General features: G+C 70.1%; 19 protein-coding genes and 3 pseudogenes. 12 read left to right on the forward strand and 10 right to left on the reverse strand.

The window, feature by feature from the left end:
* Positions 1–4: 4 nt before the first annotated feature.
* Positions 5–190: pseudogene (locus H305_RS56315) on the forward strand (IS5/IS1182 family transposase); the annotation flags it as partial.
* A gap of 39 nt (positions 191–229) precedes the next feature.
* A pseudogene (locus H305_RS50320) lies at positions 230–502 on the forward strand (transposase); the annotation flags it as partial.
* A 19-nt stretch (positions 503–521) separates the two neighbouring features.
* Here the strand turns inward: H305_RS50320 and H305_RS0108510 are convergent.
* Both H305_RS0108510 and H305_RS0108515 read right to left on the reverse strand, forming a co-directional pair.
* A complete protein-coding gene (locus H305_RS0108510; protein WP_037763028.1) occupies positions 522–857 on the reverse strand; it encodes a carboxymuconolactone decarboxylase family protein in 336 nt (111 codons plus the stop codon).
* Complete coding sequence (locus H305_RS0108515; RefSeq protein ID WP_028800023.1) at positions 854–1,411, reverse strand: hypothetical protein; 558 nt, start codon at positions 1,409–1,411, stop codon at positions 854–856. The genes H305_RS0108510 and H305_RS0108515 overlap by 4 nt, the downstream gene beginning before the upstream one ends.
* Before the next feature lie 591 nt (positions 1,412–2,002).
* On the opposite strand from H305_RS0108515, the gene H305_RS0108520 reads away from it, so the two are divergent.
* The 3 genes from H305_RS0108520 (at position 2,003) to H305_RS0108530 (ending at position 6,381) form a co-directional block, all read left to right on the forward strand.
* Positions 2,003–2,884: a LysR family transcriptional regulator gene (locus H305_RS0108520; RefSeq protein WP_028800024.1), complete on the forward strand. Its 882-nt coding sequence runs from the start codon at positions 2,003–2,005 to the stop codon at positions 2,882–2,884.
* Between the two features lie 34 nt (positions 2,885–2,918).
* On the forward strand, positions 2,919–3,047 hold the full coding sequence (locus H305_RS55720; RefSeq protein WP_267880787.1) for a hypothetical protein: 129 nt from the start codon (positions 2,919–2,921) through the stop codon (positions 3,045–3,047).
* 898 nt (positions 3,048–3,945) lie between these two features.
* Positions 3,946–6,381, forward strand: a complete 2,436-nt coding sequence (locus tag H305_RS0108530; protein ID WP_028800025.1) for a SpoIIE family protein phosphatase — start codon at positions 3,946–3,948, stop codon at positions 6,379–6,381.
* Here the strand turns inward: H305_RS0108530 and H305_RS50325 are convergent.
* Positions 6,376–6,921, reverse strand: coding sequence for a hypothetical protein (locus H305_RS50325; RefSeq protein WP_234020706.1), 546 nt, complete (start codon positions 6,919–6,921; stop codon positions 6,376–6,378). The genes H305_RS0108530 and H305_RS50325 overlap by 6 nt on opposite strands.
* On the opposite strand from H305_RS50325, the pseudogene H305_RS54555 reads away from it, so the two are divergent.
* Positions 6,851–7,067 (forward strand): annotated as a pseudogene (locus tag H305_RS54555) (cytochrome P450); the annotation flags it as partial. The gene H305_RS50325 and the pseudogene H305_RS54555 sit on opposite strands and share 71 nt — an antisense overlap.
* Positions 7,068–7,241: 174 nt before the next feature.
* Here the strand turns inward: H305_RS54555 and H305_RS45005 are convergent.
* Together H305_RS45005 and H305_RS0108540 are read right to left on the reverse strand one after the other, a co-directional pair.
* Entirely contained in the window at positions 7,242–7,874 is a 633-nt protein-coding gene (locus H305_RS45005; protein ID WP_199791363.1) for a TetR/AcrR family transcriptional regulator, read from the reverse strand.
* A 28-nt stretch (positions 7,875–7,902) separates the two neighbouring features.
* Entirely contained in the window at positions 7,903–9,267 is a 1,365-nt protein-coding gene (locus tag H305_RS0108540) for an MFS transporter (RefSeq protein ID WP_234020659.1), read from the reverse strand.
* A gap of 253 nt (positions 9,268–9,520) precedes the next feature.
* Between H305_RS0108540 and H305_RS45010 the strand changes: the two genes are divergently transcribed.
* A complete protein-coding gene (locus H305_RS45010; RefSeq protein ID WP_037763031.1) occupies positions 9,521–10,165 on the forward strand; it encodes a DsbA family oxidoreductase in 645 nt (214 codons plus the stop codon).
* A gap of 585 nt (positions 10,166–10,750) precedes the next feature.
* Here H305_RS45010 and H305_RS0108550 read toward each other — a convergent pair.
* The 3 genes from H305_RS0108550 to H305_RS0108565 all read right to left on the reverse strand — a co-directional run bounded on the left by H305_RS0108550 (position 10,751) and on the right by H305_RS0108565 (position 14,240).
* Complete coding sequence (locus tag H305_RS0108550) at positions 10,751–11,221, reverse strand: DUF6174 domain-containing protein (protein ID WP_028800027.1); 471 nt, start codon at positions 11,219–11,221, stop codon at positions 10,751–10,753.
* Between the two features lie 991 nt (positions 11,222–12,212).
* Complete coding sequence (locus tag H305_RS0108560; protein WP_234020660.1) at positions 12,213–13,154, reverse strand: EamA family transporter; 942 nt, start codon at positions 13,152–13,154, stop codon at positions 12,213–12,215.
* A gap of 150 nt (positions 13,155–13,304) precedes the next feature.
* Positions 13,305–14,240: a LysR family transcriptional regulator gene (locus H305_RS0108565; RefSeq protein WP_028800029.1), complete on the reverse strand. Its 936-nt coding sequence runs from the start codon at positions 14,238–14,240 to the stop codon at positions 13,305–13,307.
* 153 nt (positions 14,241–14,393) lie between these two features.
* On the opposite strand from H305_RS0108565, the gene H305_RS0108570 reads away from it, so the two are divergent.
* The 3 genes from H305_RS0108570 (at position 14,394) to H305_RS0108580 (ending at position 18,637) form a co-directional block, all read left to right on the forward strand.
* A complete protein-coding gene (locus H305_RS0108570) occupies positions 14,394–15,644 on the forward strand; it encodes an MFS transporter (RefSeq protein ID WP_028800030.1) in 1,251 nt (416 codons plus the stop codon).
* 250 nt (positions 15,645–15,894) lie between these two features.
* Positions 15,895–16,740 (forward strand): endonuclease/exonuclease/phosphatase family protein, encoded by an 846-nt coding sequence (locus tag H305_RS0108575; protein ID WP_037763035.1) that lies wholly within the window; start codon positions 15,895–15,897, stop codon positions 16,738–16,740.
* 400 nt (positions 16,741–17,140) lie between these two features.
* Positions 17,141–18,637 (forward strand): IMP dehydrogenase, encoded by a 1,497-nt coding sequence (locus tag H305_RS0108580; RefSeq protein ID WP_028800032.1) that lies wholly within the window; start codon positions 17,141–17,143, stop codon positions 18,635–18,637.
* Between the two features lie 905 nt (positions 18,638–19,542).
* Here H305_RS0108580 and H305_RS0108590 read toward each other — a convergent pair.
* A complete protein-coding gene (locus tag H305_RS0108590; protein ID WP_028800034.1) occupies positions 19,543–20,295 on the reverse strand; it encodes a TioE family transcriptional regulator in 753 nt (250 codons plus the stop codon).
* A 58-nt stretch (positions 20,296–20,353) separates the two neighbouring features.
* On the opposite strand from H305_RS0108590, the gene H305_RS0108595 reads away from it, so the two are divergent.
* Together H305_RS0108595 and H305_RS0108600 are read left to right on the forward strand one after the other, a co-directional pair.
* The gene (locus tag H305_RS0108595; protein ID WP_028800035.1) at positions 20,354–21,559 is read left to right on the forward strand and encodes an erythromycin esterase family protein; all 1,206 of its coding nucleotides are present in this window, start codon (positions 20,354–20,356) and stop codon (positions 21,557–21,559) included.
* Between the two features lie 126 nt (positions 21,560–21,685).
* Complete coding sequence (locus H305_RS0108600; RefSeq protein WP_028800036.1) at positions 21,686–22,198, forward strand: hypothetical protein; 513 nt, start codon at positions 21,686–21,688, stop codon at positions 22,196–22,198.
* 3 nt (positions 22,199–22,201) lie between these two features.
* On the opposite strand, the gene H305_RS0108605 is transcribed toward H305_RS0108600, so the two are convergent.
* Positions 22,202–23,044, reverse strand: coding sequence for an alpha/beta fold hydrolase (locus H305_RS0108605; protein ID WP_037763038.1), 843 nt, complete (start codon positions 23,042–23,044; stop codon positions 22,202–22,204).
* Between the last annotated feature and the right edge of the window lie 3 nt (positions 23,045–23,047).

Below are 23,047 nucleotides of genomic sequence, written 5' to 3' on the forward strand. Positions count from 1 at the left end.
CCCGCGCATCGCACGCCCTGGGATCGAATCGAGCGAGCGGCTCGGCCGACACCGTTGGAAGATCGAGCGATCGATCGCCTGACTCTTCGGCTACCGTCGGCTCACCGTCCGGTACGACCGAAAGGGCTCCCACTTCCCCGCCTTCCTCGGCCTCGCAGCCTTTCTCACCTGCTACGAGAAGCTCGCGAGACGGGCCCGTCAGCCCTTGTTACTGCCTGCCGAGCATGAGGTGGGTGCGGCCGAGACGCGTGGTGGGCGCAGGCCGTGGGAAATCGAGGACGGACTCTGGGAGCGGGTCGAGCCGCTGCTACCGGCGGTCGAGCGGCGTTTCCGGTTTCCGGGACGTCGGCGGCTCGATGACAGGCGGGTGCTGTGCGGGATCCTCTTCGTGTTGTACACGGGCATTCCCTGGCGGTACCTGCCGCAGGAGATCGGCTTCGGCTCGGGCATGACGTGCTGGCGCCGGCTGGCGGACTGGAACCAGGCCGGCGTATGGCAGCGCCAACGCGGGGTGCGCGTTCTCAGTCCAGGAGCGTGCGGGCCGCGATGGCCGAGGCGCTGATGGCTGCGGGAAAGCCCGCGTAGAACGCGATGTGCGTGATGATCGCTCCGAGCTCGGCCTGTGTCACACCGTTGTCGACGGCGCGCCGCAGTTGCGCGGGCAGCTCTTCGGGGCGGTAGAGCGCCACGACCGCGGCGACGGTGGCGATGCTGCGGTCCCGGGGACTGAGGGCGGGATCTGCCCACACCTTGCTGTACAGGGGGTCCTCCACCAACTCGGTGAGGGCCGGGGTGAAGGCACGGGCCATTTCGCGGGGCGACGGAGGCGTGGAATGCGGGTCCGCCTGCGTGGTCATCGTGAGCTCCGTGCCAGGGCGTGGCGCGCGATGCTCGCGGCGAACAGGGGCGTTTCCCGCCGGTTGTGATCACCGGAGGCGGCCTGCCGTGCGGCCGCGGCCTCCTCGAAGGTGCCGCCGTTCTTCTCGTTGAACTCCATGAATTCCTGGGTGGGGTGGCTGGTGACCTGGTTGGTGTAGGTGACGGTGCCGTCGCCGTTGTCCTTGGCCGACAGGTCCCAGATCACCTGGACCGTCGTCCAGCCACGCGGGGTGAGCACATCAGAGAGGGACACCATGTGACAGTGATGCTTCTCGGCGATCTCGGCGACGTAGTGCTGGATCACCAGCCCGGTGCCGATCATCTCCACGTTGATCGACATCGGCCGGCCGTCGTCGGTCGTGGTGTAGCCGGCCGCCTTGTGGTCGGGCGGAGCGCAGCGCTGGTATTCCTTGTCCGGGAGGTTCAGCAGCCAGTCGGCGATGTCGATCGCGTCCCAGGGCGCGTCGAGCGGGGCGTGTTCCGTCGAGGTGGACAGGACCAGATCGGACAGGACCTTCTTCGAATCACTCATTGCTTGCTTCCTTCAGCGAGGGCCACGGCTGGAGCCGGGCCGGCTTGTGCAGGGGAAGGCCCACCGGACACTGCCGGTTCGACCGCCCTCGGTAATCCGGCGACCGCCTTGTGGCCTTCGACGGGGCGGCAGGGCGAGGAGGTGGTGCGGGCGGACCGTCGCCGCGGGTTCCGGCACCGGGATCCCGGTTCCACGGCGTCGGACACGGCATCTGCTCGCCTTCTTCGGATGCCATCACTCTAGAAACCGGTGGACCGGAGCGCATGCCCGTCAGTGCACCGCCGATGTGCCCACAGTGCATTGAGCACCGCGCATCCGAAGTTGCAGGTCACGAGTCTGCTGTGCAGGGCGGACGGGGTGCTCGCGCCAGTCGTCGGCGGGCGTCCACGGTGAAGACCTTGGCGGCTCACTCCGCACGTCACGTGCCTGTTGCTGAGTCCGGTCCGGTCAGAGGTGTCCGCAGTCTTCGGACCAACGCCGTCAAGGCGCTTCGACGCCTGTATCGCTTCTGCCATGCCTCAACATTGAAGATAAGTTGCACAGAGGTCAAAGACCAATTTTTGATTCCAGTAATAAATGAGGTGAATGATCGTGGAACTGAGAACCTTGCGGTTCTTCGTCGCTGTGGCTGAGGAACAGAGCTTCACCCGCGCCGCCGAGCGGCTGTCGGTCGCACAGCCCGCCGTCAGTCACCAGATCCGCTCCCTGGAGAAGGAACTCGGCGAAGCGCTCTTCGAACGCAACGCGCGCAGTGTCCGGCTGACCGAGGCCGGCCGGGTGCTGCTGCCCATGGCCGGCCGGACTCTCGCCGACGCGGACAGGGTGATCGCCGAGTTCGCTTCCCGCACCGCTCTGGTCACCGGCACGCTCCTCCTGGGCGCCGTGGACGGGGTCGAACACACCCGTCTGCCCGCGCTCCTGGGCGGCTTCCACCGCCAGTATCCGGGCGTCGCCGTGCAGCTCGTCGAGGGGCGCAGCGCCGAGCTCATCTCGCGCGTCGGGAACGGCGAGTTGGACGCGGCCGTGGTGGCTCTGCCAGAGCATTCCCTGCCTCAGGGCATGCGCAGTGTGGTCATGCTCGAAGACGAGATCGTGGCCGTCGTCCCGGCGGACTCCCCGCTGGCAGGTCGGAAGGCAATCCCCATCGAGCTGCTGTCCGGAAAGACCCTGATCAGTTACGGCCAGAACAGCGGACTGAGGCCATGGCTGCAGTCCGCGTTCGACGCCGCCGGCATCGACTTCAGCACCCGGTACGCGACCAACGACGGGGCCCTCCACGTCGCTCTGGTGGAGGGGGGCGTCGGGGTCTCCTTGACGGTGAGTACCGACCGGGCTCTCGTTGGTAACCCCCGAGTCAGTGCCGTCCCGGTCAGTCCCTCCCTCGCTTACCGCAAGGCACTGATCTGGCGGGGCACGCCGCAGCCCACCCGGTCGCTGCGGGCCCTCCTCGCCCTTGGTCCCGCAGCGTCCTGACACTGATACCCCGTCGACGCAGGACGCGACGCAGATGGTGCCGGCCCAGGAGGACGGGACAGCCCTGGAGGTCGACTTCGGCATGGGGCTGCTGCAGCACCACGAGGGGCTGTCCCTGGATCGACCGGCCCTCGTCCTTCCACTACGGACTTGGGACCGGTGAACTCCCATCCGCAGTTGACGCAGAGTGACAGCGGCCCGCATCCGTCCGGAACACGCGACACCTCATCAACCTGCGAACTCATGATTCCCGAAGGCACCCTCGCAGGACCGCCAGGGCCCATCGCACCCCAAGATCCCTGGCTATCGCATATCGAGTCGTTACTTCAGAGAAGTGACCAGACCGAAGCTGATCGCGCTGGACCAGATACTCCAAGGCATCGCAGACATCCACGGCGGGCCCCGAGCCCTCTCAGCCTAGGTTCTCCCACGCGTCCGGGCACGGCCGTTGACCGGTGCCTCACCGAAGAGCCGCTCTGACGCGACCGGCCGGCTTCGACGGTGGCCCGGGCGGCGGTGCGCCGGCGGCCGGCGAGCCGGCCCGCGCTCGGGGTCGTCAGACCGGCACGGTCTCCCGCAGCACCCGATCCGGTCGCAGACCTTCGCCAGCGGCTCGCGGAACAACGGGGAGATCTCTCCGGCCGCGGCGACGCTCCGCAGTGCCTTGGTGCTTCCACCCCCCACAGCGCCCCTAAGGACTGGGATCGGAATGAGGTGTTTTCCGTTCGGGAATGACGGCCCGTCAGCCCTTGCTACTGCCTGCCGAGCAGGAGGTGGATGCGGCCGAGACGCGTGGTGGGTGCAAGCCGTGGGAGGTCCTCAGCACGATCATTCCAGGGGGATCGTGCGCGCCGACATCATCACCGCGGCTGTTGCCGACGCGCACGCCAGCACTCTCGCCGGCTGCGAGAACAACGACGGAAACGACGGTGGCCCCATTCCTCGCACGCGCTCAGCGCCGCCATGCCGCCCCCGCCGAACCGCCGAGCCGAGAGGACGCGAGAGTCGCGGACCGCGACCGGGGAGAGGAACATCGGAGTCACGGAGGCAAGGTGGAGGCTATGGGGACGCCGTCGATGCTTTTCAGCGAGAGTCCGGAGGATCCGTTCGCCCTCGGGCATGGCGCCTCGGCAGTGCTCGACGATCACGGTACAGTGGTCGGCTGGAGTTCACGTGCACAGGAACTGCTGGGCTATACGGCCAAGGAAGTGATCGGACGGGCGTGGCAGGACCTCCTGATCGACGCCCGTGACCTGCCCGTTGCGCGGGCCGTCGTCGTGGACGCCATGAGGACGGGGGGCTGGTTCGGAGTCCTGCCCGTCCGGCACCGCGACGGACAGCGGGTGGAGATGGGCTTTCGGGCCCGTGCGATCGCCCGTGACGGGGACGCTCAGGAGTGGATCCTGGTCGGTGCTCCTGCCGCGGAGGTCATTGCCTGGCAGCGGGACCGCGCGCTGCTGGATGGTCTGTACCGCCGGTCCCCGATCGGTCTGGTGACCTACGGCCCGGACATGAGAGTGATTAGGGTCAACCGCGCGATCGAAAAGGCAAGCGGTGTCCCTGCCGAGGCGCCGGTGGGCCGTCGCCCTCGCGAATTCATGGTCGACGAGGACGCAGGTCCGGCCGAGGAGCGGGTACGACAGATCCTGGAGACCGGCCAGCCGTGGATCTTCACGGAGCAGTCGGCCCGGACGCGGCATGATCCGGGTCGGGAACGGATGGTGTCCGTCTCAGGGTTCCGGATGGAAGACTCCTCGGGCCGGGTTCTCGGTGTGGCCGAGACGATCGAGGACGTCACTCAGCGCCACCGAGCCCGACGCAGACTCACGCTGTTGAACGAGGCGAGCGCCCGGATCGGAACCTCACTGGACGTGACTCAGACGGCCCGGGAACTGGCCGAGGTGGCCGTTCACGGCTTGGCCGACTACTGCTCGGTGGATCTGCTGCAGCCGGTGGCGGTCGGTGACGAACCGCCCCGGGGTTTGAGAGGTTCCCTGTTCCGGGTGGCCCTCGCGCCCCCGGAACACCGGGTCCCGTTCCAGGAGGGCGAGGTGGTCCCGCTCATACCGGAGTCTCCGCAGGCGCGGTGCCTGGCCGAGCGCCGCACGATTCTCGAACGACTGCTGTCCCTCCGTCCAGAGTGGTATGCAATGGACCGGCGACGGGTCGAGGTCGCCTTGGGGCTCGGCGTTCATTCGCTGATCGTGGTGCCTCTGGTGGCGCGCGGCCTGGCACTGGGCGTGGTGAGCCTGTGGCGAGCTCGCCATTCGGAGCCTTTCGAGGACGACGATGCCACGGTGGCCGAGGAGTTCTCCTCGCGCGCCGCCGTCTGCATCGACAACGCCCACCGCTTCACCCAGCAGCAGAGCGCCGCCCTGACCCTGCAGCGCAGTCTGCTGCCGAGCGCGGTATCCGACCTGCCGGCCGTCGAGGTGGCCTGCCGATACCTTCCGGCGAGCGGTGAACCGGGCATCGGCGGTGACTGGTTCGACGTGATCCCGTTGTCAGGGGCACGGGTGGCCCTCGTCGTGGGAGACGTGGTCGGCCACGGGATCCACGCTGCGGCCTCGATGGGCCGCCTGCGCGCCGCCGTGCGTACCTTGGCCAGCCTCGACCTGGAACCGGACGAGGTGGTTGCCCGGCTGGACGACCTGGTCGGTCTGCTGGCCGCCGAGCTGGAGGCGAACGCCGACGGCAACCGGTCGGCGGTGGAGCAGGTGCTCGGCGCCACCTGCCTCTACGCGGTCTACGACCCGGTCTCCCGGCGCTGCTCCCTGGCACGCGCCGGCCACCCGGCACCGCTCGTGTCCACCCCGGACGGCCAGGTGACCATGCTCGACCTGCCGGCGGGGCCGCCGCTCGGCCTCGGTGGACTGCCGTTCGAAACGTGCGACCTCGACCTCCCCGAGGGCAGCCTGCTCACGCTCTTCACCAACGGCCTCCTGGAGGCGCGCAGCGGTGACATCGACGCCGCGCTGGAGAATCTGCGCGCATGTCTCGCCCGCTCCGCCGATCCTCTGGACCGCACCTGCCACGCCGTGATCGAAGGATTGTTGCCCGTCGGACACGCCCCCAACGACGACATCGCGCTGCTTATCGCCCGTACCCGGGTACTGCCGCCGGAGAACGTCGCCTCGTGGCAGCTCCCCCTGGAAGTGACCGCCGCCGCCCGCGCCAGGGACCTGACCACGGCGAAGCTGACCGAATGGGGGCTGGCGGAACTGGCCTTCACCACCGAACTGGTCGCCAGCGAGCTCGTCACCAACGCCTACCGGTACGCGGCCGGCCCCGTCACCCTGCGCCTCATCCGTGCGCAGTGCCTGATCTGCGAGGTGTCCGACGCCAGCCACACTTCCCCCCACCTCCGAAGGGCCCTCACCACGGACGAGGGTGGACGCGGGCTCTTCCTGGTCGCACAGCTCACGGAGCGGTGGGGCACCCGCTACAGCCACGACGGCAAGACCGTCTGGACGGAACAGCCTCTGCCGACCTCATGACCCGCGACCTCCACGACCTGCGCGCAGCCATCGTTGTTTGCTCGGGGCGTCAGTCAGAGGGCGGAGTGGAGCGAAACGGCCTGTGATCAGGGGCGGGTGCGTTCCAGGACTCGAGCAGTCGCAGCGCCTGTTCGGTCGGTGAGCCCGGTTCCACGTTGTAGACGTACAGGGTCTGTTCCGCGTCCCCGGGAACTCGGAAGGACCCGAAGACGAACTCCAGTCACCGACGACGGGGTGATGATGAGTCCTGGCGCCGTGCATGCAACGTAGCACCCGGTGGTCGTTCCACCAGGTCGTGAACTCCGGTGACCGCAGAATGAGTTCACCCACCAGATCGGTGAGTTGCCGGTCGTGGGGCCGACGCTCGGCGTCGAGGCGGAGTATCCCGACGGTTTGGGCAGCGATGCGCGCTCGCCCGCAAGGCGGCGCAGGGCATGCGCCGCCCTCCAGGCCCCCACGGCGCCGGCGGTTCTCGGCCGCCGCCGACCACCTCGCCTTCGCGCTCGGCCGGCACTTCTGTGTCGGTGCGCCGCCGGCCAAGGCGGAGGTCGAGGTGGGGGTGAACCAGCTGCTGGACGCCACGCCCGACCTCCGCCTCGCCGACGGGTTCGACCCGGTCGGGCAAGGAGTGTCCACCAAGCGGTCCCAAGGAAATGCCGGTGCGTTTCACACCGGTCACTGCCTGAGTCCGCCGCGGCGGCAGGAAGCACAGCGACCGGCGGTGTGCTCGCCGGACGCTGGTGTTCTCCGGCGGCCGGCGAGCATCGGCCGCCGGCCGCCGCGCCGTTGCCGCGCGGTGTCACCGATCAGCCTGCGCGAGGGCGACCGCCTTGCTCACGCTGTCGGTGCGGCCGCCCTGCTCACGCCGTCGGCTCGGAGGGCCCGCCGGTGCGGGGGCCTTCCGACGTGGCGGTCTCGGCGAGAGGTGCCGCGTCGAGGAGGACCGCAGCAGCGACGCGAGCGGAGGCGGAGGCCGAGAGATCACGGTCCATGCGCGCGGAGTGGGCGGCACCGTCGTACAGACAGTGCAGCTGGCGGGCGAGGGCCTCGGGATCGGCGTAGCCGGACTCGGCGGCCAGTTCGGTGAACAGGCCGCGCAGCCACGCCCGGTGGGCCTCGGCTACGCGGGTGACGGAGCCGTCGTCCGGTGCCTCGGCCGTGGCCCGCATGAAGGCACAACCGCGGTATCCGGGTTCGGCGAACGCCTCACCCTGGGCGTCGAAGATACCCAGCAGCCGCTCGCGTGGGGTCGGGCAGCGGGCCAGCGTCCGAGCGATCCGCTCCTGAATGCGCGTGCTGCGCAGGTCGAGATAGGCGCAGACCAGTCCCTCTTTGCTCCGAAAGGTGTTGTAGAGAGATGCCTTGGCGACCCCGGCGTGCTCGATGACACGGTCGATGCCGACGGTCTGTATGCCTTCGCTGTAGAAGAGCTCGTTGGCTGCGTCGAGCAGGCGCTGTCGCGCGGACGCCTTCGGCACGGTCCTGATAGCCACTCGTCTCACCCGTTTCGGACGGCCCGGTTCACTCTGCCTGTGCGGCGGCTTCCGCCACGCACGGGCTCTGCGCGGCGGCCACGACCGCGCGGGGCTCGGGGTGGGACCGGACCACCGCGACCCGCTCCACGCGACGGCCGCTGACCACGAGCCCGGTCAGGGCTATGAAGGCCAGCGCGATGACCGCGGCTCCGTACTCCCGGGCGGTCTGTACGAGCCCGCCGCCGTGCACGACCAGTATGCCGCCGATGACTGCGGGAACGCCCAGACCCAGATAGCACACGACATACAGGAGGGACAGCACGCCGGCCCGCTCGTGCGGGGCGACCTGCGGCATCACCATGCGGATGCCGCCCTGGAAGCCACTGCCGAAGCCGAAGCCGGAGATCGCGCCGCCCAGGAAGAACCCGGCCACGGAGACCACGCCACCCGCACCCGAGGCGATGGACGCCAGGGTGATCGTCACCCCGACGACCAGCGTGCCGATGCCGATCAGCATGACCGTCTGTGTCGCGGTCCGGCGCAGGAACACCACGGCCAGCGCCGCGGAGCCGGCGAGCACGAACAGAGGCAGTCCGCCCCACACCACGGAGTCGGAGTGCTCCAGAGTCCTCACGATGGCCGGTCCCAGTGCGCCGTACAGGCCGGTCAGTGCCCACACCGCGAACAGCACGGGGGCGGCGATGGCCACCGGGGTGCGCGCGGCCGCGGGGAGCTTGATCTCGGGCGCCATGCTCGCCAGCGCGCCCGGCTTCCGGCTCACCGACTCGCGCAGAGCGAGTACGGCCAGTGCCTGTAGGACGAAGACCGCGAGCAGCACGACGTAGACGAGGTGGGTGGGCGCGGGAAGGTACTGGACGATCACACCGGACACCAGGGCGCCACTGGCGGTCCCGATCGCCGGTGCGAAGGAATTCAGGAAGCCGCCGCGGCGTGGGTCGATGTCGAGCATCCCGGCGCCGATCGCGCCGACCGCTGCTCCGGTGCTCAGGCCTTGGACGATGCGGGCGGCCAGCAGTCCTCCCACTCCGGTGGCTGTGAGGAACACGACCATCGCGAGGGCCTGCCCCAGCAGCGCTGTCAGGAGGACCGGTCGTCGGCCCACGTGGTCGGAGATCTTGCCGAAGACCAGGAGGGAGGCCAGTACGGCCACGGCGTAGACGCCGAAGACGACGGTCACGGTGATGGGGGAGAAGCCCCAGTGCTGCTGGTAGATCGCGTAGAGCGGTGTCGGCGCGCTCGACGCGGCCAGGAGTGACACGAGGATCGAGGCCAGCAGGCCGACGGAGGCCAGCGGCCCCAGCAACGGCTTCCTCGCGCGGGCGTGCGCGGGCGTGGACGCGGCTCGGCGGCTCGCGGGGACATCGGCTTTGGCAGTGGATGCAGAACTCATGGGTCACTTTCGGGACTGGTGCAAGGGCTCTCGCCCATGCATTAGACAGATCTGTCTAATGCATGGGGCAACAGAGGGTGGAGGGCCGCTATTCCCCGTCGTTCCTCGCGCGTCGGAGGGCGCGGACGCGGCACTACGGCGCGGTATGAATAGACGGTCGGTCGTCTATATTGGATTCGGTCAGCGGACCTCCCCGGCGGAGAAGGCGCCCCATCGCAGAGCGTTACCGCGCAATCGCAAGGAGATGTGGAACATGCGTGTCGAAATATGGACCGATATCGCCTGCCCCTGGTGCTACGTCGGCAGGGCTCGCTTCGATCGAGGGCTCGCCGCGTTCGCCCACCGGGACCAGGTGGAGGTCGTCCACCGCTCCTACGAGCTGAACCCCCAGGCCTCCGACGGTGACGTACCGATCATCGACGCGGTCGCCGCGCAGTACGGGCGCACCCGTGAGCAGCAGGTGGCCCGGGAGGAGCAGGCCGCGGCCATGGCGCGCGAGGTGGGGCTGGGGTACCGCGTCGGCGGACGTGTCTTCGGGAACACCTTCGACCTGCACCGGCTCGCCCACTTCGCCAAGACGCGTGACCGGCAGGCCGAGTTGATGGACATCGCCTTTCGGGCGAACTTCGCGGAGGAGCGTTCGGTGTACGACAGGCGGACTCAGCAGAGTCTGGCCGTCGAGGCGGGGCTCGACGCCGCGGAGGCTCGGGAAGTACTCGAGAATCCGGACGCGTTCGCCGCCGAGGTCCGGGCCGACGAGCGACTGGCGGCCGAACTGGGCGCCACCGGTGTGCCCTTCTTCGTACTGAACCGGCGCTACGGGGTGAGCGGTGTCCAGGCGCCGCAGGGGTTCACCCGAGCGCTGGAGCAGGCCTGGGCGGATCGACCGGCGGCCTGAAGGCGTCGCCGGAAGAGGCGGAAACCCGACCCCCCAGGGCCCGGCGGCAGCCGACCGGCTGGACTGCCGCCGACCTGGGGCTTCGATGCTCGTTGCCGCGCGCGATGGTGAGCAGCTCCCCGCTCGTCACCGCCACGCCCTCCGTGGCCTTGCCCTTGCCCCGGTCCCTCGTCTCCCTCTCCCCGAACAAGCGGCATAATCCTTGAGGCCCTACAGGTGTCCAAGACGTGACCGGATGGCGAACCTCCGGTCGCCTTGCTGCCTGTTTCGACGAGGAGACCCATCCGTGCGCCAGCACCTCGCACCTCCGCGGCCTGCGTGGCCGCTGCCGCGACCGCCGCGGTCGCTCCCGCGGTCGTCGCTTCCCCGGCGCATGCCGAGGAGGGCGAGCCCTCACTGGTGATACCGGCGCGCGACCGCCAAGTCCGCCTGACGACGCCCTGTCCGTGAAGCCGCGGTCCTGATGACGCCCCGCCCCTGAGGCCGGGCCCTGCCGGAGCACCCGGCAGGGCCCGGCCTCAGGGGTGCAGGGCCCGGCATCGGCTTCTGCGGCAGCCGCGCGGGCCACGGCGGGAAGGACCCGAGTCAGCTCAGGCGGTACGCGCTGATGACGTACCGCGCTTCGTCGTCGACGGCGTTCTCGTCCAGGTCGAGGGAGATCCGCGCGGGGTGACCGTCCGCCGCGTAGGCCACCTCGGCCGTGTCGGCGTGGTCGCGTCGGGCCTGGTCCACCTGCTTGAGCAACGCCCCGATGGTCGGCACCTCGTCGGGCATGCCTTTCACCACGCGTCGTCCGCTGTCGTCGAGGCCCACGACCTTTGACACCTTTCCACCTCGCACAGTGATGCGGAACTTTCCGATCAGGGAGCGCTCGCCCTCGCTCGACTCCAGCGTGTAGCTGTAGGAAGCGGGTTCCTTCCAGGCGCTCACCGTGTTCTCCTGTCGGGCCGAGCTCGTGACAGCGTCGTGGCCACAGGCCGAGGTCGACCACACCAGTGCCCCGGTGAGTGCGACGACCGGAAGCGCGGTGCGTGGTCGGGGACGGTGGACGGTCATGTAGTCCTCCTTCGCGGTGGTCCGCCTCTATGACGCGGCCACGGCGCCGAACGTTCGCGCCGGCCGCGCCGTACATGGCGGACACAGCCGACACGGTCGACAGGCGCCCGTCCGGCCGGAGTTGGTGCCCGAAGCCGTGCGCCCCCTCATCGACGTAGATCCGACCGACGCGGAGCGGGACGCAGAGGTCCGTCGCGGCTCGACCTGGACGCTCGGCAAGCCGACGTCGGCCACACGAGCGATGAGAGCCGGGTGGTGCGTGCCGACCCGGAGGCGAACGAGTTCTGCGTCCTTGCGGGCCGCCGTCCCAGAGCGGAGGTTGCACATCGCGCGGGACTGGCGTCCGGTCGCCCCCTCGGCCGTACGGCCCTTCGGGAGCCGTCAGTTGAGCTGTTCGGCCAGTCCGGCGCGCCGCTTCGCCGGAAACCGGGACGGGGCACGCACCCTGCCTGCCGTGAAGCAGCGAGGGGGCCGCCCCGTGTACGCGACCCTACCCGCGTACACGGTCCGTCAGCTCTCCGGCAGCACGAGCCACATCTCGGAGAAGGAGAGGCCGTGCCGATGGTCCACCGTGCCGCAGGGGCAGTCCAGCGTGACCGGACGCCAGTCGCAAGTCACCGTCCACGGACCGTCCTTGCCCCCGCACCCCGGGCAGGCGACGGTGTCGGCACGCCCTCGTCGCGACGAGGGCGCTGAACAGGGAGGTCAGCTCGGGGAGCAGGGCTTCACCTGCCTTCGTCGGCGGCGCCGCGCCTTCCGCCGTCCCCGGCACGGGTCCGTACCTGGGGGCCGCGGCCGCGACCGGTGGATTCGGGGCAGCGTGCCAAGGCAGCAGGGCGCGGGCGACGGCGGCCAGGAGGGCCGCGGCGGGCGGGCTGACAGCACCGGCGTCGAGGTGATGGGCGGCCGTCCGGAGGATGCGTTGAAGTCTTCTGTCCCGGTCCGTCGCCCGGGCCCGCTCCGCCATGCCTCGCCGGGCGGGGAGCGGGGGTCAGGCGTCCGGGCGGCTGCCGCGTGCGGCGCCTGCCGACGCGGCCACCACGCACAGCACCGCGGTCCACTGCGACCAGTGGAGCGACTCCTGGAGCACGACGAGGCCGATGAGAGCCGCCATCGCCGGTTCGAGGCTCATCAGGATGCCGAACACACGCGGTGGGATCTTGCGCAGTGCTTCCAGGTCCAGCGAGTACGGGATCACCGACGACAACAGCGCCACGCCGAGCCCCGCGATCAGGACCCACGGCTGAGCCAGCGCCGTTCCACTGTCGGCCACGCCGATCGGCACAGCCACCAGCGCCGCGACGGCCATTCCCAGAGCCAGGCCATCGCCTTCCGTGGTGTGGCAGCCCAGCGCCGCGCCGACCAGGATGTACAGGCCCCAGCACGTTCCTGCGGCGAGGGCGAACAGCAGACCGTCGAGGTCGAGGTCGCCGCGTCCTTCCATCAGCAGCGCCACACCGCCCGCCGCGAGCACGGCCCAGAACGCGTCCAGCCATCGCCTCGACCCGGCCAGAGCCACCATCAGTGGCCCGAGGAACTCGACGGTCACCGCGATCCCCAGCGGGATCCGCGCCAGCGCCAGGTAGAAGCAGAGGTTCATCAGGCCGAGAGTCACGCCGTAGCCGAGCACCACGGTCCACGCGCGACGGCTCATACGCAGCGCCGGCCGCCACAACAGCATCAGTACTGCTGCCGCGAAGAACAACCGCAACGCGACTGTCCCGAAGCTGCCCACTTCGCCGAACAGGTGCTTGGCCGATGCCGAGCCCACCTGAACACTGACGATGCCCAGCAGAACCAGTGCCGTCGGCGGGATCGTGCCGAAGGAGTTTCCGGCCCGCGCGGTCGGAGCGGAACGGCGCGGCAAGCCGCGGTCAGTCCTGTCGACATTCATGGTGGCCACGCGTGGATTGTCGACGAACGGCCGCCGCACGGCACGTCATTTTCACGGGAGGACTCAGGCATCGGGCACCGACCGGAACGCCGGACCTCGCCAACTCCACTGGCGCAGAGGTCACTTGGGTGCTGCCGTAACCCGCCGGGGTGGCCGCTGTCCGGGCCTTTTGAGCTGAAGCGGCGCTGCTCAGCGCGGAAGGACCCAGCTCGGCGTCCAGGTGCCGGCGGCGTCGTGGTCGGCCGTGGTGGCGGCGAGGTGGGCGCGGAGCGTGGTCAGGGCCGGGTGGGGGTTGTCGCGGTGCCAGAGGAGGGAGTGCGGGTACACGGGTGTCGGGTCGGTGACCGGGATACGGCGCAGACCGTGGCCGGCGGGCCAGACGAGGCGGGTCTGCCCGCCCATGAAGGTGGCCAGGGCCGGGGTGTCGGCGATGGTGTCGAGGAGTGCGTCGGAACCGAAGTTCGGGCCGGTCGCCTCGATGGTGAGGCCGAACTCGGCGACGAGATCGTCGTAGTAGGCGGCCCATTCGCTGCCGGGGATGATGCCGGGCATCCAGATCCGGTGTCCGGCGAGGTGGGCGAGGGCCACCGACCGGGCGGACGCCAGCGCGTGGGCGGGACCGGTGAGCAGCTGGAGCGGCTCGTCGAGCACCCGGACGGACTCGATGTCCTCGGGGAGAGGCCGGTCGGGCGCGGCGACGGCGCGGAAGGACGCGTCGATCGCACCGGACCCGATGGCGGTGACGGCCGTCTCGATGTCGAGCAGCATCACGACGTCGAGTTCGATCTCGGGGTACGCGCGGTGGAAGCCACGCATCAGGCCCGACGCCGCACCGCGCGAGGCGATCACGTCGACGCGCAGCGGACGGCGGCCGGTACGCACGGACGCGACCGCGCGCTCGGCGACGCGCAGCAGCTCGCGCGCGTGGGGCAGGAACGCCTGCCCGTCGATGGTGAGTTCGGCCCCCCGCGGCGTGCGGGTGAACAGCCGTACACCGAGGTTGCGCTCAAGCGCGGCGATGCGCTTGGAGACGGCCTGCTGGCTGACCGCCAGCTCGGCGGCGGCCTCCTGGAACCGTCCCGCGTCGGCGGCGATGACGAAGGTGCGGACGGTGTCGAGGTCCATGCCGACACCCTACGGCCACAACCATTGGTTGTGGCTCTTGGCTCCGTGGTTGTTTGACCGCAGGTCGTGGGGCTCGCTTTGATGCTTGCGGTCGCGGATCGGTTGTGTGGATCGCGGGGTGGTTGTGCGGATGAGTGGCGAGGGGTGTCGGGCATGAGGAGCGGGCACCGGCTGGGGCGGCCGTTCGGGTGGCTCTGGGGAGCGTACGGGACCAGCGCGCTCGGCACGTGGCTCGCCTTCGGCGCGTTCCCGCTGATCGCTATCAGGGTGCTGCACTCCGGGCCGGCCGAGGTCGCCGCGCTCTCCTCCGTGGGAGCGGCGGTCGGGGCTGCCGTGGCGGTGCCGCTCGGCCCGTGGGTGGAGTTCCGCCGCAAGCGACAGGTGCTGGTCGCCACGGACCTGGTCCGCTGCGCGGCGCTCCTGACGATCCCTGCCGCGTTCGCGCTCGGCGTGCTCACCTTCCTACAGCTCCTGCTGGTCTCGGTCGTCGTCGCTGCGGCCGACATCGCCTTCCGCGCGGCCTCCGGCGCGTACCTGAAGACGCTGCTGCCGACCGATGACCTGCTCGTCGCCAACGCCCGCTTCGAGTCGACGGCCTGGGCGACCACGATCATCGGACCGCCGTTGGGCGGCGCGGCGATCGGGCTCCTCGGCCCGGTGGCGACGGTGGTGGCCGACGCGGCCAGCTATCTGCTCTCGGCCCTGGGCATTCGCGCGACGGGCGGGCACGAGCCGCGGCCCGAGCGCGGGAAGGTCGCGCGTATGCGGGCCGGGGACCTGCTGGACGGCTGGCGGTACATCCTCGCCGACGCGACACTGCGTCCGCTGTTCTTCAACGCCGCCTTGTTCAACGGTCTGGTGATGGCCACCCAGCCGCTGCTGGCCGTCCTGATGCTCGGCCGGCTCGGGTTCGCACCGTGGCAGTACGGCATCGCCTTCGCCGCGCCCGCGATCGGCGGGCTGCTCGGTTCGCGGCTGGCGCGGCCTCTCGTCACCCGCTTCGGCCTGCGCCAGGTCCTGGTCCTCACCGGGGCGCTGCGCGCGATCTGGCCCATCGGCCTGGCCTTCCTGGGGCCGGGGACCGGAGGGCTGCTCCTGGTGATGGGCGTCGAACTCGGGCTCATCTTCTGCTGCGGGGTCTTCAACCCCGTCTGCACCACCTTCCGCCTCGAACGCACCGCGACCGACCGCGTCGCCCGCACACTGACCGCCTGGGCGGTGACGACCAAAGCCTCGACCGCGCTCCTGACGGCGCTCTGGGGCCTGCTGGGCGGCCTGCTCGGGCCGCGCGCGGCCATCGGCCTGGCCGGTGTGTTTCTGCTGGCAACCCCGCTGCTGCTCCCGCGACGCGCGTCAGCGCAGCACTCGGAGCCGGAGCCGGAGCCGGCGCCGAGTCGCACCTGACGACCGCCGGCCACCCGCTCCGCCGCGACGCCTCACAGCGAGATGGGTGACGGCGGGTTCCGGCGTGCGTCCAGTCTCCCGACTCCGCAACCGACCTGGAGGCCGCCGGCAGGCAGTTCCGGGAGACGTTCGAGTTCTACCGCACCCGGCGCGCATGCGACGGGCAGCGCACGTGCCGTCGACCACCCGTGTCATACCCTCGTGCACGGAGACGCCATGTGATGCCCTGGGCATCAACTCTGGGGAGGCGATGATGCTCGGAAGGGGCACGCGGTTGCTCGCGGGCGCCGTGGCCGCTCTCTGCCTGCTGCTCATCGGCCCCAGCGCACCGAGGGGTGCCCCGGTCGCCGAGCCGCTGCCGGCCGACGCCGCCACGGGCTTCGTACCGAACAGGGTCCTGACGTGGAACATCTGCAATCCCTGCAACCGAAGCGGGCAGAACCTCGGCCGCGCCATGGAGATCGCCACGTATGCGCCGCAGGTCGTCGGCCTGCAAGAAGCCTGCGTGCGTGACGTCGAGAAGATCCGGCAGTACCTGGAGAACTTCTACGGGCTTGTGTACCACGTCGAGTACGGGTCGGTTCTCCGGAACTGGGGCCGCTGCGGGGGATGGCCGTGGCGCCCGGGGGGCTTCGGTCAGGCGATCCTCTCGGCGGCACCGATGACGGACCGCGTGACCGTCGAATACCCGGACGGTGGATCCGAGGACCGTGGGTACATGGCGGTCACCACCACGGTGAGCGGCCGTTCCGTCCGCGTCTTCAACACCCACCTCGCCCAGCGGCGTCAAGAAGCAGTCCGAGCGGGCCAGGTCGGCGTACTCGCCGCGGAAGTCGCCCGGCACGACCGCGCGATCGTTCTCGGCGACTTCAATTCCGTGCCGGACGCCGCCGAACTCAGCCGGATGTGGCCACTGGCCGCGGACGCGGACCGCCAGTGCCGTCCCTCGCCCGTCGGCGCCTGCGAGCCGACCACCGACTGGTACAGCAAGTTCGACTACGTCTTCCTGCGGGGCATCGTCCCACTCGCCCGTCGTGTGCATCCCAGCCCGTACTCGGACCACCACCTGCTGTACGCCGACCTGGGCGCGACCTAGCCTTCGGCGGGGGCGTCCCCTGCGGGCGCGGCCCTTGGTGGCCGGCGTCGGTTGAGGGCGTCGGACCCGGCTTGCGCCGGCGGTGAGCCGCTCAGAGGCCACTGCGTCCGGTGCTTCGCGCCCGGGGCCAGGTCGGCCGGCACCGAGGAACTGATGCACCCGACCAGGGGTGTTGGCGATCGGTTAGGGATCACACGATTCGTGCGGCAGCCGCGTTGATCGATAGGGTGCGGGGTCACGACCGCACCCCGTTCGATCCACGGGCCGGTCAGGGCTCTGCCGCAGTCGGTGGCACCTTCACGGCTGCCGTGCCGAACTCTGCCTGCCCGGGCCCGGGGACACGGGGGCGATCCTCACGGCGGGGGCAGTCGGGCCCCGGCCGACGGGTCAGGAGGAACGAGTGGCACAGATCATCGCCGAGGTCTCACGGACGTTCAACGAGTTTCTGCTCCTGCCGAACCGGACCCGGACCGACTGCTCGGTCGCGACGGTCGATCTGCGTGCGCCCCTCGTACGGCACATCGCAGGCGAGGCGTCGGCGATCGAGCTGCGGTCCCCGTTCACGTCCGCGATCATGCAGGCTGTCAGCACACCCGAGCTGGCGATCGCGCTCGCGCGCAACGGCGGTCTCAGCTTCCTGCACCACAACCAGCCGATCCAGGACCAGGCCTCGGCGGTCCGCCAGGTGAAGAACTTCAAGGCCGGATTCGTCACCAGCGACACGAACGTCCGGCCCGGCGACAGCCTGAGCATCCTGGTCGACGTCATGCGCCGCACCGGCCACAGCACCGCCGCGGTCACCCACGACGGGACGGCCACCGGCCGCCTGCTCGGCCTGGTGACCTCCCGGGACTTCCACCCCCAGCGCCACGATCTGGACGGTCCGGTCAGTGGACGCATGACCGCTGCCGCCGACCTGGCTCCCGCCGGGCCCGACATCACGCTGTCCGAGGCCAACGCGCGGTTGTGGGACGAGCGGCTGGACTGTCTCCCGGTGCTCGACACCGAGGGCCACCTGCAGCATCTGGTGTTCCGTTCCGACTACGCGGACAACAAGCGTTTCCCGAACCAGGTCGTGGACGGTGCCAAGCGTCTGCGCGTGGGCGCGGGTATCAACACCCACGACTATCAGGAGCGCGTTCCCGCCCTGCTGGAGGCGGGTGTGGACGCATTGTGCTTCGACTCGTCCGACGGCTACAGCGACTGGCAGGCGAAGGCTCTGACCTGGGTGAAGAAGCACTATCCGGAGGTCCCGGTCGGCGGCGGCAATGTGGTCGACGGCGAAGCCTTCACCTTCCTCGCCGAGGCGGGGGCGGACTTCGTCAAGGTCGGGGTGGGTGGCGGTTCCATCTGCATCACCCGGGACCAGAAGGGCATCGGCCGCGGCCAGGCCAGCGCCGTGCTGGACGTGGCGGCGGCCCGGGACGCCTTCCGTGAGCGCACCGGCGAGTACGTGCCCATCTGTTCGGACGGCGGGCTGGTGCACGACTACCACGTCTCCCTGGCGCTCGCGATGGGAGCCGACTTCGTCATGATGGGCCGGTACTTCGCACGCTTCGACCAGGCGGCCGGCGCGAAGCTGCCCACGCGCGACGGCTTCGTGAAGGAGTACTGGGGCGAGGGCTCGAACCGGGCCCGCAACTGGCAACGCTATGGACAGGGAGGCCAGGGGCTGGTCTTCGAGGAAGGCGTGGACGGCCACGTCCCCTACGCGGGCGACCTCGATGAAGGGCTCGCCCTGACCATCGCCAAGCTCAAGGCCACGATGGTGTCCTGCGGCTCCACCACTCTGCCGGAATTCCAGTCGACGGCCCGGCTGACCCTCGTCTCGGATCAGAGCTTCCAGGAGAGCCACGCCAACGTCATTGTGCGGGAAGCCCCGGCGACGGTCTCCTGACGGGCAGCGGGGGTCCGGCAGAGGGGCTACCGGCCGGAGGGTGACGGCGGACCCCACCGGGTGCGTGCCGTGGCTGGAGTGCGGAAGGCATCCGAGTTCTCCGCGACAAGTTCGGCCCCCGCGTCATCGGACCCGCAGCCGTCTACCGCCGCGCCTCATGACTCCTGAATGAGGGTCGGCGGCGCCGGGGTGCGGAAGCTGGGGGAGACCGCCAAGCCGTCCACGGGCGGGCGGTTCTGCGGCGGGGCGGGCCGCGGGCTGACGGAGGCTCGGGCGCCATGAACCCGCGCCCTGGACGTGGCCTTCACCACCGGCTCATGGCAGGGCTCGACCGCCTCACGGCGGAAACCGACCGGCTCATGGCGGGGACAAGAGATCGATCCCAGCGCGGGACGCGCGCTCAGGCGGGGATGAAACCGGGCCACCAGGAAGGCACGTTCTCCGGGCACGACGGGTCAGGATACGAGTCCGCCAAGCCGAGCCACGTCACCAGGAACCATGTGAACCACACGGTGAAGACGATCCCCGTGGCCAGTGACGCACGCCGGTGACGCCTTCCCAGCATGCCGTGCAACACGACCCACGGAACAGCCGCCGCGAGCCATATGAGAGGGGCGAGGAAGAGCAAAGTCATGCTGTCGGCACCGGCGTTGACGCCGACGTCGCACGCAGCCCACACCCGCCCGATGACGACGACGGAGACCACCGAGGTCAGACCCCCGAAAAGGACGCCGAACAGAACTCCTCCGGACCAGGGTCTTCGAGGACTCGACGGCCCCGCTTCCATCTTCCGTCTCCCGTCGCCGTAGAGGCGGAGACTACCAACAACCTGGACACGGGCTCCTGCGCTCGCATCCCGGATCCACCGTGGGCGGATGAGCCCACGGCCGAGGCACTCGCAGACGTCATGCAGGGTGCTCGCGCAGGTACGCCTCCAACTCGGCGGCCCCGGCCAGCATCGCCCGCCCGCAGGCGGACAGCCGGTCGCGCCAGTCGCACAGTGCGGCTTCGAGCGGCTCCAGCCCGCCGGCGGCTCGCACCTGGGTGATCAGCGGGGCAATCTGTTCCAACAGGTAGCCGCCCCTGCGGAGTTGGTGGGCCAGCCGTGCGTCCCTGACGTCGGCCTCGTCGTACACGCGATACCCGGTCCGCGGATCGCGCCGGGGGCTCACCAGTCCTGCATGCTCCCATTTGCGCAGCGTCGCCGGCCGGATACCGAGCTTCCCGGCCAGCGGCCCGATGAACGTGCCGCCGGCCCCGGACATCACGGCCGGCTCGGGGCCCACGCCGGCTTCGGGCGCCGTGATGGGCCCCAGGTCACGCAGGGCGCCCTCCACGGCCTGGAGGGTTCGACGGTCGTCGAGGAGTTGGGCGTGGCTCTCGTCGATGAGGCGGAACGCCTCCTCGGCCGATCCCTCGTTCACCGCCCGCATGATCGCCGTCGCCGTCCGGTGTCCGTGGCCCGGCACCAGGGCGAGGAACGCGCGCAGTGCCCCCGCGTGCAGCGAGGTGTAGGTGCGATAGCCATGGGGCGTGCGAGGGGCGGCCGGAAGGATGCCGGCCAGCTCGTAATTCCTGACGGCCTGCGTGGACAGGCCGTGCGCGCGCGCCAGGTCGACCGGCCTGAGGTGTCTGTGGTTTTGAGAGTTTCGACCCATGGCCCTGCCGATATCGTAGAAAAGTTTCAACCGGAGGTTCAACGATAGCGTTGATGGCATGAACATCGACATCACGGACACCGCCCATGTCGTCGAGGCCGCCGCCGTCATGAAACTGCTTCCGGCCCGACCGCAACTGCTCGCACTCGGCGAGCCCACCCATGGCGAGGACACACTCCTCGAACTGCGCAACGAACTGTTCCGGCACCTCGTCGAGCAGGAGGGCTACCGGACGATCGCCATCGAGAGCGACTGCATCAGGGGCCTGATCGTGGACGACTACGTCACCTCGGGGATCGGCAGCCTCGACGACGTCATGGAGCGCGGCTTCAGCCACACCTGGTTCAACACCTCCGCGCCCAATCGCGAGTTGGTGCGGTGGATGCGCGCGTACAACGACGTCCGGCCCGCACCCGAACAGGTCCACTTCGCGGGTATCGACGGCCCGCTGGAGATGACCGAGGCCGCCAGCCCCCGACAGGCTCTCACCTCACTCCACGACTACCTTGCGGCCCGGGTGGACGCGGACCTGCTCCCGTGCACCGCGGACACGCTCGCCCGCCTCCTCGGCACCGACGACCGGTGGACGGATCCCGCCGCGATGACGGAACCGGATCGCTCCGTGGGGCAGTCGGCCGAGGCCAAGGAACTGCGGCTGTACGCGGACGACTTGGCGGCGCTGCTCGATGAGCACACACCGCACCTGATTGCGGTCTCGTCGCCGCAGGACCGTGAGCGGGCACGCCTCTACGCGCGCACCGCCATCAGTCTGCTGCGCTACCACTACTGGATGGCCGACACCTCACCGAGCCGAATGACGCGGCTGGTGGGTCTGCGCGATTCGATGATGGCCGACAACCTCCTCGCCATCGCCCGGCGAGCACCGGCACTGGTGCACGCCCACAACGGCCACCTCCAGCGGGACAAGAGCACCATGCGGATGAGCGGCCGCCCGCTGCAGTGGTGGAGCGCCGGTGCGCTCGCCGGCGCCCATCTGGGCGAGAGGTACGCCTTCCTCGCCACGGCGCTCGGCACGATCCGGCACCAGGGAGTGGAAACCCCGCCGCCGGACACCGTCGAAGGTCTCCTGTACGCACTCCCCGAGGACCGCTACCTCGTCGACGCCCCCCGGCTCGCCACCGTCCTCGGCGACAGTCGACCCGCCCCTCGTGTGTCCCCCTACTTCGGCTACGCCCCACTCGACCCGGCCCATCTGGCCGGGAACGACGGGATCGTGTTCGTCAAGGACGTCCCGCAGAGCTAGCTCTGTCGGCAGCACGCAGGCCTGCCGGGGGCCTCGTGTCTGCAGTAGGCGACCCCGGCCGGCGGCCGCACCGGTGAGGTACGTTCGGCCCATGACGCACTTCACGGCCTGCGCCCGGGCCGCCCCGTGAGCGGTTGGTGGCCCTACCTGGAGGAGCGCACCCGAAGGGACGTCGACGCGAACGTGCTGCGCGACCGCCGACTCAGGGCGGTCAAGGCAGTGCTGGAAGCGTTGCGCCCGTTGGGGGTGGGCCTGTTCGAGGCGGAGAAGGTGGTCCACGCGCGCTACGAGGCTTTGCGCGACCGAGTGCGACGCACACCGCCTGACGCGCTCGACGTCTCCTCACTCGCAGCCCGAGCGGAAGCCCTCCCCGGCCGGGTGGCCGCCGTCGAGGCCGTCTGGGACGGCGACACCGTCCACGACTGGTTCGTGGTCCTGGTCGCCGTCCTGGACGGCCCCTTTGGGGAAGGCCACTTGGCGACTGTGTATCACCGTTCCGGCGCGGCTGCACCGGGCACCGTCGCCACCGGCGCGGGGCAGGCCCTGGCCCACCACCTCGGGGTGCCTTTCCACTTCGCGTCCCCGGACGTCCCCGATGACGAGGCCCCATGCTGGCGGACTCTCCAGTCGGGCCCCTGACGCTCAGGGGCGGGCGGACAGTTCCTGATCCAGGCCGTGGAGGAAGTCGGTGACGATCCGGGTGTACTCGTCGGGGCGGTCGAGGTTGGGGAAGTGGGCGGCGTCGTCGATCGCGGCCGTCCGGCCGCGTGGTGCCGTGCGGGCTATGGAGTCGGCCATGGCGCGGAGTTCGGGTGCGTCTTGTGCGCCGTTGAGAGCGAGCACGGGGACGGTGATGTGGCCGGCCCGGGTGCGGAGGTCCTTGACCGGGATGTGGTGATCGGGTTCGTCGGGCGTGTGCTTGCTGATGGTTCGCTGGCGCATCTCGCGGAGGCGTGTGTAGACCTCGGGCCGGACCGCGTCCCGCGGGCGCTCGGGGCCGTGCGCCCAGGCGTCGCTCGCATCGTGCCAGGCCGCGATGTCACCAGAGGCCAGGGCGTTGAACTGGGCGTTCTGGAATTGCTTGGACCACGGCTCGGTGAACTCGTATTCGTTCGTGCCGCCGCCGGAGATGACCAGGGCCCGGACCAGCTCGGGGTGTTCCAGCGCGGTCGCCACGGCGAGCACCGCGCCCATGGAGACGCCGACGAGGACGGCGGGGCCGGTGTCCAGGTGGTGCAGCAGCTCGGCGAGATCGTCGGCCTGCCGGAACGGGCGGCTCGCGTTGGCGGACCGTCCGTGGCCGCGGGCGTCGGGTGTGATCACACGGAACTCCCGTGAGAGCGCGGGGACTTGCTCGTCGAACATGGTGTGGTCGACGAAACTCGCGTGCAGCAGCGCGACGGGCAGGCCGGTGCCGCCGGTGTCGCGGTAGGCGAGGTCGCCGTCGGAGGATGGGAAGAAGCGGAGGTCGGAAACCGAAGTCATGAC

The sequence above is a fragment of the Streptomyces sp. 142MFCol3.1 genome, assembly GCF_000424945.1.
Classification (GTDB): Bacteria; Actinomycetota; Actinomycetes; order Streptomycetales; family Streptomycetaceae; genus Streptomyces; species Streptomyces siamensis.